Here is a 12,612-nt window from a genome sequence, read left to right as displayed (position 1 = left end):
AATTAAAAAATAAACGATGGTTTAACGATTTGATTTTTCCAAAAACATTGCATCGCCATAACTAAAAAAACGATATTTTTGTGCGATGGCGTGTTGATAGGCTTGTTTGATGACATCAACGCCTGCAAATGCTGATACCAGCATCAGTAGCGTGGATTTCGGTAGATGAAAATTGGTAATCAAGCAATCTACCACGCCAAATTGATAGGGAGGATAAATAAAAATATCAGTATCCCCTTGGTATGATGTTAGCTGTCCGTCAATGCGATGCAAGTTGGCGGTTTCTAAGGTGCGAGTAACGGTCGTGCCAACAGCGATGACACGCTTGCCAGCTGCTTTGGTTTGATTGATGAGCTGAGCAGTTTGCTGTGGCAAATGAGCGTATTCGGCGTGCATGATGTGTTCACGCAGGTCTTCTGTTTTGACAGGGGCAAAAGTGCCAGCCCCGACATGCAAAGTTACAAATGAAATTTGCACCCCTTTATTTTGCAAGGCGGTTAATAATTGGTCGTCAAAATGCAAACTGGCGGTTGGGGCAGCGACACTGGCACTTTTGTTGGGGTCGTGAAAAACCGTCTGGTAGCGTTCGTCATCTGTGTCATCTGCTTGTCGTTCAAAATAAGGCGGAATGGGCATCTGTCCATAACGGTCTAGGTCTGGCAATATTGGATTGTCAAAATTGACCAAAAATAGATTGTCCTGACGACCCAAAACGGTGGCGTGCATATTGCCATCAGCCAGATGTAGCGTCTGACCAGCTTTGGGCGAGCGACTGGATTTGATGTGGCATAAAGCACGATGTTGATACACGCCATCGCCATCTAGCAGTCGTTCAACCAGCATTTCTATCGCACCGCCAGTCGATTTTTGACCATACAGGCGAGCTTTCATGACTTTGGTGTCGTTTAGCACCAGCAAATCGCCTGCTTCAAACAAGTCTATGATGTCGGTAAAGACTTTGTCTTGATGAATACCAGCAGCATTGATATATAGTAGGCGAGAGGCACTACGGCTGGATAATGGGTGGCGAGCAATCAGCTCATCTGGCAGATGATAGTCATAATCATTGACCGATAAAGGCGTGTCTGATGGTTGCATAAAAAATAATCGCTTAACCAGTGATAAAGCGGTTATTTTAGCAAAAAACCGTACTTTTCACTAGCTTAAAATGAGAACAAATGGAGCAGACTTGACTGAATAAGTATGACGATTGGCAAAATTACTTGTAGAAATTAAAAAATAGTAATGGATAAGCACTTAATTTGATTTTATAATAACCAACATAATAAATAAAATTTGGCGAGTCAGACCATGTTTAATCCATTTAAAAAAAACAAACCCAAAGAAGAGCAGATTAGCGCCATCATTAACCAGATGACGCTTTATGGTCAGTCGTTTGGTTTGTTTGTTGAAAAGCTGAGCGTTCAAGACCGTGTGGTCGAGATGCAAATGCGTATTCAAGAAGATGATGACACGGCAGAGTTGGAACGACAATATCAAGCATTGCAAAGCAAACTGCACACTTTGGGCATTGATGAAGTTAATCTTAATGTGATTGTGACCGCCTCAACCAAGCAACAAACAAAGACATCAACACCCAGCGATTCTGTGGTGCAGTCTTATCAGCCTAGTACGCTACCCAAAGCTGAGAACAAGGCGGATAAACCCAGCAAACCCGCCCCAAAACAAAGCGAGCTGACCGCACACCCACGCATCAAACACATCATTGCCATCGCCTCAGGCAAGGGCGGTGTGGGCAAATCCACCACGACGGTCAATTTGGCATTAAGCCTACAACAATTAGGCAAAAAGGTCGGTATCTTAGATGCAGATATTTATGGACCTTCTATTCCTGCCATGCTTGGTGTGTCAGGACAAAAACCACTGGTGGAAAACGAGCAATTTGTCCCAATAGACGCTGACGGTATCGCCATGTTGTCAATCGGTAATTTGCTTGATGGCGAACAAACTCCTGTGGCGTGGCGTGGCATTAAGGCGGTGGGTGCATTGATGCAGCTATATGGTCAAACCAACTGGCCCATGCTTGATTATCTACTCATCGACATGCCACCTGGTACAGGCGATATTCAGCTATCTATGGCACAAAAAATCCCTGTCACAGGTGCGGTGATTGTGACAACACCACAGCACATTGCGTTACTTGATGCCCAAAAAGGCATTGAAATGTTCATCAAAACCGACATTCCAATTTTGGGTGTGTTAGAAAATATGGCGGTGCATGTGTGTTCTCATTGTGGACATAGCGAAGAGATTTTTGGGTCAGGTGGTGGTCAGATGATGAGCCAAGAATATCAAGTACCGCTATTGGGTAAGCTGCCTTTGGTTGCCAGTATTCGTGAACAGATGGATAAAGGCACACCAAAAACCATACAAACGCAAGCGGTGGGCGAACACTATCTTAATGCCGCCAAAAAAATTGATGAACAAATCGGTCGATTTAGCAAAAAAAGCACGCAAAGATTTTTTTGACAAATCTCTCATCGCTTGATGGACTGCTTGATTGCACAATACTTGCTTAACTGATGAAGTTTTGTAACAAATCGACATGTTGTTTGGCAAGATTGGGCGAGATAAGGCTTTTGTGGTAAAATTGTTATCCTAATGTATATTGGCAAATTTGCCGTATTGCCAGTCATTCACAACAAAAAACGGTTGCACTCATGTTTTCATCTGTTTGGCAAGCACTTGCCCAGCACCCAGAGTTTATTGCAATGCTAACCATTCCGCCTGTAACGGCATTTGTTACTTGGGCTCATGTGTGGATGGCGTTAGAAATGTTATTTTACCCCATTCATTTTTGGGGGATTAAAATCAAAAATATGCCATTTGGCTTGCAGGGTCTTGGTTGGCAAGGAATTGTGCCTGCTAAGGCTGGCAAAATTTCTGGCGTGATTGTCGATCAGACGCTCTCCAAACTTGGCTCGCTTGATGAGTTTTTTCAAGCGATGGAGCCAGAAGAGATGGCGGATTTTATCACAGCAACGGTCGATAAAAACTTAGAAAGTTTGATTGATGAGATTATGTTGGAGCGTTCGTATCAGCTATGGACGCACATGCCGTATGCCATCAAACGCCGTATTTATGCTCATGTGCATGGCAAATTGCCCGAAGTCATGAAAGCACTGGTGATGGATTTGACCTATCATGTCGAAGAGTTGGTCGATATGAAAGCGATGATTGTGCAAAAAATGGAAAACGACCGCAAGCTGATGGTTGATATGTTTTTGCGAGTGGGCAAAAAAGAAATCAATTTCATCTGGAAAATCAGTGCCTTGATTGGTTTTGGGTTTGGCGTGCTGCAAATGGCGATTTTTTATTTTGTGCCTCAGCATTGGACAGTGCCTTTTTTTGCCATGATTTGGGGGGCGTTGACCAACTGGATTGCCATTTGGATGGTGTTTAATCCTGTTGAGCCAAAAATCGTGCCGTTCATCAGAGTGTTTTGCTATGATGACAACAAAAAAGTTCGCTTAATGATGCCGCATTGGCATCGCTATTCTTGGCAAGGTGGATTTATGAAACGCCAAGACGAGGTATCTAGTGTGTTTGCCCAAATTGTTGTCGAAGAGCTGGTGACGCTTGAAAACATCATGAATGAGATGATGTATGGGCATCGTGCTGATAAAACTCGCCAAGTGATGAAATCACATCTGTACGAAATGTTAGAATCGCCTGTGGTATCAACCACGCTCAAAATGGGTATGGACGAGCGAGCATTGGACGATTTTAAGGACACGATTTTGGATAAATCCATTGATGCTACGATGGTGCCAATCCGAGACCCTAAGCTGAATACTTCTCGTGCCAGTAAGATTTTTGGGTTATTTGAAGGTCGTATCAAGGCACTCACCCCCAAAGAATTTCAGAATTTATTAAGACCTGCTTTCCAAGAAGATGAAATCACCCTAATTATATTGGGGGGTATCACAGGATTCTTGGCAGGTTGGTTGCATTTGATTGTTGTGTTTTTTTAAAAAGAAATTGATTAGCCAACTTATATGGATAATAATAAGGTTAGCTAAATCTATGGTTGTGCATTTTGCACCCTAATGAGTGTATTTTATGTTAATTACAGAACTTGGGTATTTTGCATTACTCTTGGCGTTCGTTTTGGCGATTTTGCAAGCGATTTTGCCAGCGATTGGCGTGATGCGTCATCAAGTACAATGGCAAAAACTTGCCCCAAGCCTAGCAACCGCACAATTTTTGGCGATGATGATGTCGTTTTTGGCATTGATTGCGGGCTTTTTGTACAATGATTTTAGTTTGGTTTATGTTGCCAGCCATTCTAACAGTCTGTTGCCTTGGTATTATAAGCTGTCCGCCACTTGGGGTGGGCATGAAGGCTCACTACTGCTTTGGATGACGATTTTGGCGGCATGGTGCATGCTGGTGTCAGTATTTAGCCGTGGTCTGCCACTAGATATTCGTGCCAGAGTGTTGTCCATACTGGCGATGATTCAGGTGATGATGCTTGCGATGTTGATTTTTACTTCATCGCCATTCGTTCGAGTGTTGCCCAACCTGCCTGTTGATGGCACGGATTTAAATCCATTATTGCAAGACCCTGGTTTGATTTTTCATCCGCCAATGCTCTACATGGGCTATGTGGGTCTAGCGGTACCGTTTGCATTTTGTATGGCGGCGTTATGGGCAGGGCGTTTGGACGCAGTATGGACTCGTTGGAGCAGACCGTGGACGCTGGCGGCTTGGATGTTCTTGACCTTGGGTATCGCTTTGGGTTCTTGGTGGGCATATTATGAGCTTGGCTGGGGCGGCTGGTGGTTTTGGGACCCTGTCGAAAACGCTTCTTTGATGCCGTGGCTGGCTGCGACCGCTTTGTTGCACTCACTTGCCGTTACCGAAAAACGAGGCGTGTTCAAGGCGTGGACAATCATGCTTGCCATTTTCTCGTTTGCACTAAGCCTGCTTGGTACTTTTTTGGTGCGTTCAGGGGTGATTACCTCAGTGCATTCATTTGCTGCCGACCCAACGCGTGGTATGACAGTGCTGGCAATTTTGGCGATTGTTATTGGCGTGGGGCTGCTCATGTTTGCCTTGCGTGGCTGGAAGCTGACCGTAGAGAGTAGCTATCGCCTAAAATCTCGTGAAACGGTGCTGGTGGTCAATAACATGATTTTATTGGTGGCGACTTTGGTGGTGCTGCTTGGTACGCTATATCCCATCATTGCCGATGCGTTCAAATTGGGGCAGGTGTCGGTTGGGCCTCCATACTTTAATGCCTTATTTGTGCCATTAAGCTGGCTATTGCTTGCGTTTATGGGTATTGGGGCAGTATTGCGATACAAATACGACAGCCGACCATTTGCCAGTACAGTAATTGCTTTTGCCATCAGTGCAGGCGTGCTGGGTGCGGTGATGACCTACCTGATTCGCCTATTGACCGAAGATGGCGGTTTTGAATACAGTATCTATATCACGGCTGCATTATCTGCTTGGGTGCTACTGTTTATTGTGATGGACATTCGTGACAAACTTCGCCATCACAAAGGTTCTGTATTGTCGGGACTTGCCAAACTGACACCCAGCTATCATGGTATGCAGCTGGCTCATATTGGCGTGCTGATTTGTGCGTTGGGTGTGGCAGCAACCAGTAGTTTTAGCCTAGAAAAAGATGTGGCAATGACGGTGGGCGATACCGTACATGTGCAAGGTTATGATTTTCATCTACACGCTTTTGATGAAATCAAAGGCTCAAACTATGATTCAACTCGTGCCACCATTTCGGTGCATCAAGGCGATGACATTATTGCCAATCTATATCCAGAAAAACGCAATTATGTCGTGAGCATGATGCCGATGACCGAAGTGGGTATTCGTCCAAGTCTGCTTAATGAAGTCTATGTGGCGTTGGGCGAACCAATCACCGATGCCAATGGCAAGGTGGATAACAACACTTGGGCGGTGCGTGTCTATGTCAAGCCAATGGTGCGTTGGCTATGGCTTGGGGCGATTGTGATGGGCTTTGGGGCATTGGTTGCCATGCTTGACAAACGCTATCGTTTTTCATCAACCAAAAAGGACTAACAAATGACCAAACAAACCAAACGCTTAATGCTATTTGTCGTGCCATTGATGGTCTTTATTGGCTTGGTGGTGATGTTTTTTTTCCGATTGGGAAAATCAACTGACATCATTCCCAGTCGCTTGCTCAATCAGCAGTTGCCTGCTTATGAGTTGCCATTATTGTCTGACACCACTCGCACGATGACTAAGGCGGATTTGCCAAAAGTACCGTTTTTGCTCAATGTTTGGGGTTCTTGGTGTCCAACTTGTAAAATTGAACACCCATATTTGCTAAAACTACACGAACAAGGCGTGCCAATGATTGGTGTGAATTATAAAGATGAGCTTAGCGATGCTTTATCTTATCTGAACACTTATAAAGACCCATTTTTGTATTCTTTGCAGGATTTGGACGGCAAATACGCCATTGATTTGGGTCTAACTGGTGCACCAGAGAGCTTTATTATTGGCACTGATGGTGTGGTTTATCAGCACATCGTTGGCGAAATCAATGATACAAATTGGCAGGCAAAAATTCAGCCTTGTTTGACTGCTTTGGCAAATCAATCATTAGATACTTCCGCCAAACAAGCGGCGTGCCAGCAGGGAGAATAAAATGAACATCAATCAATCCATTTTGGCGATGCTGCTTAGTGCAGTGATGATGACGGCGACTGCCAGTATTGACTTGCACCAATTTGATTCTCCTGAACAAGAAAACAGATATCGTGCCTTGATTGAGGAGTTGCGTTGTCCAAAATGCCAAAATCAAAATTTAGCAGGGTCGGACGCACCCATCGCCCAAGATTTAAAGCAGCAAACCTATGAAATGATTAAAGCGGGTCGAAGTGATACCGAGATTCGCAATTATATGTTTGAACGCTATGGCGATTTCATCAGTTATAAACCGCCAATTCGTCCATCGACTTGGATTTTGTGGTTTTTTCCACCAGTGCTATTATTGATGTTATTGCTAGGCTGGCTATACAAATCTCGTGGGCATAATGCCAAAAAGTTTGACGAGCCAACTGACGAGCTATCTGCCAGCGAAGAGGCAAAAATTGCCAAAATTTTGGCAACACACCAACAAACACAAAATAAGGAATCATCATGACACCAAGTTTATTGTTGTTTTTTTCACTGTGTGCGGTGCTGACTTTTTTGTTGTCATTAGTGGTTATTTTTCCTTGGCTAAGACATGCACGGCAGCAGGATAATCAGTTGATGGCGGTGAATGTGCAGATTTTTGGCGAACGCATTGCTGAATTGGAGGCCGATAAACAAGCTGGTCTGATTGATGATGAGCATTATAAAGCCCAGACCATTGAACTAAAACGCCAACTGCTTGATGCTCAAACGGTGGCAGAAACGCACACGCCTGTGGGCATCAAGGGGCGAATCATTGTGCTGGTGTGGATTCCGATTCTGGTGGCAATTGCTTATCTGACCACTGCTGACCGTACGCCTGTATTTACCTTGTGGGCTGCACAAGACAGCGTGGGACAGGTGGCAGATGACCTATTGACAGGCAAGCTAGACACACCGCCAGAATGGGCAGCAAAAAATTCCTCAGCACTCATTTCTGCAATACAGACCAATGTTCATCAGCACGCCAATGACGCCAATCGTTGGATGAGACTGTCTGAGCTGTTCATGATGCTTGATGCCAAACCGCAGGCATTAGAGGCATTGGCTCGTGCCAACCGTCTTGAACCTGACAATCAAGAGATTGCCATTACCTATGCTCAGACCAGCTTTTTTGCCAATGAGGGTAAGCTAGATGCTAATGCTCGTGCTGTATTAAACCAAGTATTGAGCGTCTCGCCAAATCACGAAGGGGCATTGATGATGATGGTGATGGGCGAGGCTCGTGCGGGTAATTATCCAATGGCAAAGGCGTGGATTGCCAAACTGCGTTCGTCCATTGTTTCTCGTTCTGGTGACCATAGCGAAGCATTGGCAAGTTTGGATAATTTATCACAAAACATCGCCAAACAAGAACAAATGGCATCACAAGGCGTGAAGATTACCGTTGGCATCGAGCCTTCTTTACTGGCACAGATGAAGGTTGATGATTCGCTATTTGTGTCAGTGGCAGAGCAGTCGGGCGGTGCACCTTATGCGGTCAAACGCTTGGCAGCCAGTGACATCAAAGCAGGTGCGATTACGGTCACGCTAAGTGATGCTGATGCAATGATGCCAAATCGTACGCTGAGCATGGGGCGTGATGCTGGCGTGACATTGGTGGTCAATGCTCGTATCAGCCACTCAGGCAATGCGATGAGTCAGTCAGGCGATTTGGCGGCTAATCCTGTGGTGCTAAAAAAGAACGACCAGCAAGTCTCTTTGATGATTTCTCAAATCATTCCTTAGTTGGTTTTGCTTAGCAATACGGTTCATTTAAAAACACATCAATCAGTTGGTTGATGTGTTTTTTTGTGATGAGTTTTTAGGTATTGGTTGAAAGATGAGTTTTTTATATGGATTTGATACAAAATAACTTGAACAATTTGACAGACTGCTTTATAGTAGTGTCGTCTGTGATGAGTAATGGAGAGATGGTGTGCAGGGAGGATTTTGATGAACCATCATTGCAGGGTTTTTTGGTATAATCATCTTGGAGAATAAATTATGATGCGTATTATTTTGTTAGGTCCACCTGGTGCAGGCAAAGGTACACAGGCTCAACTGATTTCAAAACAGTTCAATATCCCACAAATCTCCACAGGTGATATGCTTCGTGCTGCCATCAAAGAAGGAACAGAGCTTGGTAAACTTGCCAAGAGCGTGATGGATGCAGGTCAGTTGGTTTCTGACGACCTAATCATCAATTTGGTCAAGGAGCGTATTGCTCAGCCAGATTGTGCCAATGGTTGTATTTTTGATGGTTTCCCTCGCACAATTCCACAGGCTCAGGCATTATCAGCTGCTGGCGTGGACATTGATTTTGTGGTTGAAATCAGCGTGCCTGATGATGAGATTGTCAGCCGTATGTCTGGTCGCCGAGCTCATCTACCATCTGGTCGCACTTATCACATCATTCACAATCCGCCCAAGACTGAGGGTGTGGACGATGTGACAGGCGAACCTTTGGTGCAGCGAGATGATGACAAAGAAGAAGTGGTGCGAGACAGATTGTCTGTGTATCATGCTCAGACCGCCACACTGATTGGTCATTATCAAGAAGTTGCTCAGTCTGGCGAAAATGCACCAAGCTATCATCAATTTGATGGTACAAAATCCATCGATGTGGTGCGTGATGAGATTTTTGCGGTGCTAAATAGCAAAGCATAAGCATTTCAAGCCCATCAGCAAAAACCCCAACCAAAGACGGTGGGGTTTTTTATTGGCTTAGTGAGTGTGCGATGTATTCTTGTTTAAATGGGCATGCAGGATTTTGCGTAATTGCAAAATGGTTTTGGGGTTTTCGTGGATATTATGCCTGCCTGTGATGATGGTTTCGCTTGTCGCACCATCTAAGTGTGAGCTTAGATACGGCACAATGCCATCAGAAATATGGTCACTGACCGTGTTTTCTTTACCATGAATACCTTGATGGTCACCAACAATGGTGTGGTAATGTACTTTTGGGTGAATGCGTATGTCTTTGGTCAGCTGCATGAATGAGGAACGGTCAGAGAGCTGGCTGGCACCATTTTGCAAGTACAAAGCACCGATATTTTGCTGATTGCTGCCTGCATCAAGGTTTTTTAGGATAGCACCTGTGGTTTGGGTTAAATCAAGCGGTAGATGAATGATGCGTCTGGCGGCACGAGTAAACCAGCGGTCAGCATAGTCTGTGCCACGAAACGGTGCTGAGATGAATACCGCCGTACCAATTTGTGGTAATGCGTGTAATTTTAGCCGTTCATCAACTGCCATTCTTTGGTCTTTGGGAAGTTTTTTGAGCAAATCTTGTTGTGCTTTATCGCCCAATTCGCCTAATTTGACGGTTAGGTCATCATCAGAGAGCATCAGCCGAGCGATGACACCACCCATGCTATGCCCAATGATGACCGCATCTTTACTGGCGATGGCGTGACCTGATGGGTCGGCATTGGCAAAGGCAGTTTCGATGAGCTGCTGGATTTGATGACGATTTTCCAAGATGGGCAAATTGGTCGAATAAGCGATTTGCCAAACTTGGTACTGTTCGTTCAATGCAGGGTCGGATAATAGGGTATTGGTTAGATTTACCCATGTGGCAGGACTTGATGCCAAACCGTGCAGCATAATGATGACTTTTTGTTTGGGATTGAACGGTTTTAGCATAAAAAGTTCTGGTAGTCTGGCGTGATTGGACTTGGCAAGCATGCCAATCAGACTGGCTTGACTAAGTTTGTTTTCGGACAACCATAACGCATAGCCTGCCGAAAAATTGGCACTTAGCGGATAGCTTTTGCCCAAAATTTCTACTTGCTGATGATTTTGTGGGTTAAATAGATGAATATTGAGTGTATCACTTGCCAAAACCTCTAATACAGTCCGACCAGTCGGTTTTACAATGGCGGTGATTTGTAGATGTCCCATGGTGTGAATGCGGTCGCTGGGATTTTGGCTTTGTTGCCAAGTATTTTGTTGCAGGGCTTGTCTGGTTTGTTTGTCTATGGTGTAACGCCCATCAACCGAGCCAATCATGCTCACCCCAATACCAGAGCGACGACTATTGACATCAAGTTTAGATAATCTAGGATCATACGCAGAAACCAAATCAGTGATGGTCTGCTGATTGCCACGCATCAGTTGTTTTAGGTAGTCATCATCATTTTCGATAAAGGCATTGATGGTTGTGTGCTGCTTGTCATCAATGGTGGTTATTTTGCTGATTTGTTTTTGATGATAGTAAGGCTCAATGGGGGCGTGACGAATGTCGTATTGCGTGCGAGCAATGTGGGCAAATGCACCTAAGTCATCACGATAAATCTCACTGATTAAATCATTGCTTGCCAGATGATACAAATCAAGCGTGCGAATATCACTGTCTTGGGCGATATTGCTGGCAGAATGATGATTGTTTAGATTGTCATAAAACAGATAAGCATAACTGTGCTTAATCGTCTGATAAAGTGCTTGTCGATATTGACTGGTGCATTCTTGGCTGGCTTGTGACTTTTGTTCCAGTTCATCAAGACTTGGCGGTTGGTTGTGATAATATTCATCAATGGGTAATCTATCTAGCTCACTACGACAGGCAGACTGGCTGGCAAGTTTTAAGGAATGTGCATAATGCAGTTCTGCCAATACCGATAACAGATGGCGGTTTGGTGCGTCAATCAATAACGAATTTTGAACACCTTGTAAGCAATGCTCAAATTCTGATAAACAGCTTTCTTGGCTAAACCCTGATGATAAGATGGCGGCTTGGCTGGTGGCACTAAGTTCATGACTGGTGATGATGCTACTTCTGGTTTGTTGTAGTAGGTTGGCGGCATTTTGTTTGGGTTTTGGAGCAAGCACGCTACACGCATTCAAAGACAGGGTAAGAGTGGTCAAAAAGATGGCTTGTGGTAAAAATTGTTTGACTGGCATAATCAATGAGATGAACGATGAAAAACTCTGCAAATGAGGTATTGATGAATCTTGATGTATTCAATGTGTCAAAATCCGCACAGCATGACACCGTGCGGACTTTGTATAAATTGGAACTTATTTGATTGGTTTGACTTGGATATTGCTGTCTTTGATGTTCCAAATATAAAAACCACCATCTTCAACGATACGCACCTGCTCAGCGATTTGGGCATTATTTGGGTGCTTAGCTGCCAAATCACGCAGGCGTTTTAGGGCAGCGGTTTTGTTGTCGCTCAGCAGGTCAGCTTGGGCGATGCTTTGCTCAGCTTCGGTATAGCCTAGCGAGGTGGCTTTATCCAAATATTTACGACCTTCCTTAAAACCACCAGCTTCTGAAATCATCATGCCATATAGGAAATTGGCTTCGGCGTGATTTGGTTGTAGCTTGATGGCTTGCTCCATGTGTTTGCCAGCACGCAAAGTGTAGCTGTCGCCAACATTTAGGTTGCGAGCCATGCCATTGATTTTGGCGGCACGCAATACCACATCAAATGACGCATTGGCGGCGGTGGCATAAGGCTCAATCCAATCAGATAGATGCTTGATGTTTTCGCTGGTCAAGTATTCTGCGGTACGGCTTGGGAAGTTTGGTGGATAGTGGCGTGCATTTGGAGCAACATCGTCCAAAAATTCATCAATCAAGGTTACATCAATCATCGTTGTACCAGCGGCATCGGCTGGAATGAGTACGGTTGGAATGTGTTTGACTTCACTGACTGATACGCTTGGTGCGGGCAGACCTTTGACGCTGGTGCTAAGCAGGTTTGCCGATGCTGGGTGTGCGATGGCTTGGGTAAGCTCGCCACGCATGGCAGGCGACTGATGGGTATTGGCGTAAGCAGCTTGGCTGATGATGGCGGTCAATGCTGCCAAAGCGGTCAATTTTTTCATAACAAATTCCTAAATAAATACAACTAACATGATTGTGCCAAAAAATTTGTCAAATCATAACAGATTTGCCAAAAAATATCGTCATCTTTTTGTACAAAGTGA

Annotated in this window: 10 protein-coding genes; 7 read left to right on the top strand and 3 right to left on the bottom strand. The window is 44.6% G+C overall.

Annotated features, from left to right (window positions below):
• Nucleotides 1–21 precede the first annotated feature (21 nt).
• Nucleotides 22–1,098, bottom strand: a complete 1,077-nt coding sequence (queA, locus tag LU297_RS01305) for a tRNA preQ1(34) S-adenosylmethionine ribosyltransferase-isomerase QueA (RefSeq protein ID WP_263076620.1) — start codon at nt 1,096–1,098, stop codon at nt 22–24.
• A gap of 213 nt (nt 1,099–1,311) precedes the next feature.
• On the opposite strand from queA, the gene LU297_RS01300 reads away from it, so the two are divergent.
• The 7 genes from LU297_RS01300 (at nt 1,312) to adk (ending at nt 9,342) form a co-directional block, all read left to right on the top strand.
• The gene (locus LU297_RS01300; protein WP_263076619.1) at nt 1,312–2,490 is read left to right on the top strand and encodes an Mrp/NBP35 family ATP-binding protein; all 1,179 of its coding nucleotides are present in this window, start codon (nt 1,312–1,314) and stop codon (nt 2,488–2,490) included.
• 191 nt (nt 2,491–2,681) lie between these two features.
• Nucleotides 2,682–3,995, top strand: coding sequence for a DUF445 domain-containing protein (locus tag LU297_RS01295; protein WP_263076618.1), 1,314 nt, complete (start codon nt 2,682–2,684; stop codon nt 3,993–3,995).
• Nucleotides 3,996–4,083: 88 nt separating this feature from the next.
• On the top strand, nt 4,084–6,069 hold the full coding sequence (locus LU297_RS01290) for a heme lyase CcmF/NrfE family subunit (RefSeq protein WP_263076617.1): 1,986 nt from the start codon (nt 4,084–4,086) through the stop codon (nt 6,067–6,069).
• A gap of 3 nt (nt 6,070–6,072) precedes the next feature.
• Nucleotides 6,073–6,663, top strand: coding sequence for a DsbE family thiol:disulfide interchange protein (locus LU297_RS01285; RefSeq protein ID WP_263076616.1), 591 nt, complete (start codon nt 6,073–6,075; stop codon nt 6,661–6,663).
• Between the two features lies 1 nt (nt 6,664).
• Entirely contained in the window at nt 6,665–7,162 is a 498-nt protein-coding gene (locus LU297_RS01280; protein ID WP_263076615.1) for a cytochrome c-type biogenesis protein, read from the top strand.
• On the top strand, nt 7,159–8,421 hold the full coding sequence (gene ccmI / locus LU297_RS01275) for a c-type cytochrome biogenesis protein CcmI (protein ID WP_263076614.1): 1,263 nt from the start codon (nt 7,159–7,161) through the stop codon (nt 8,419–8,421). Before LU297_RS01280 ends, ccmI begins: the two co-directional genes overlap by 4 nt.
• A gap of 261 nt (nt 8,422–8,682) precedes the next feature.
• The gene (adk, locus tag LU297_RS01270) at nt 8,683–9,342 is read left to right on the top strand and encodes an adenylate kinase (RefSeq protein ID WP_263077300.1); all 660 of its coding nucleotides are present in this window, start codon (nt 8,683–8,685) and stop codon (nt 9,340–9,342) included.
• A gap of 57 nt (nt 9,343–9,399) precedes the next feature.
• Here adk and LU297_RS01265 read toward each other — a convergent pair whose 3' ends face one another.
• The gene (locus tag LU297_RS01265; protein ID WP_263076613.1) at nt 9,400–11,577 is read right to left on the bottom strand and encodes an esterase/lipase family protein; all 2,178 of its coding nucleotides are present in this window, start codon (nt 11,575–11,577) and stop codon (nt 9,400–9,402) included.
• Nucleotides 11,578–11,694: 117 nt separating this feature from the next.
• The gene (locus tag LU297_RS01260) at nt 11,695–12,510 is read right to left on the bottom strand and encodes a tetratricopeptide repeat protein (RefSeq protein WP_263076612.1); all 816 of its coding nucleotides are present in this window, start codon (nt 12,508–12,510) and stop codon (nt 11,695–11,697) included.
• Between the last annotated feature and the right edge of the window lie 102 nt (nt 12,511–12,612).

This window comes from Moraxella nasicaprae, assembly GCF_025643275.1.
Lineage (GTDB): Bacteria > Pseudomonadota > Gammaproteobacteria > Pseudomonadales > Moraxellaceae > Moraxella > Moraxella nasicaprae.
The sequence above is the reverse complement of the archived record's forward strand: the minus strand, read 5'-3'. Positions and strand labels throughout refer to the sequence as shown.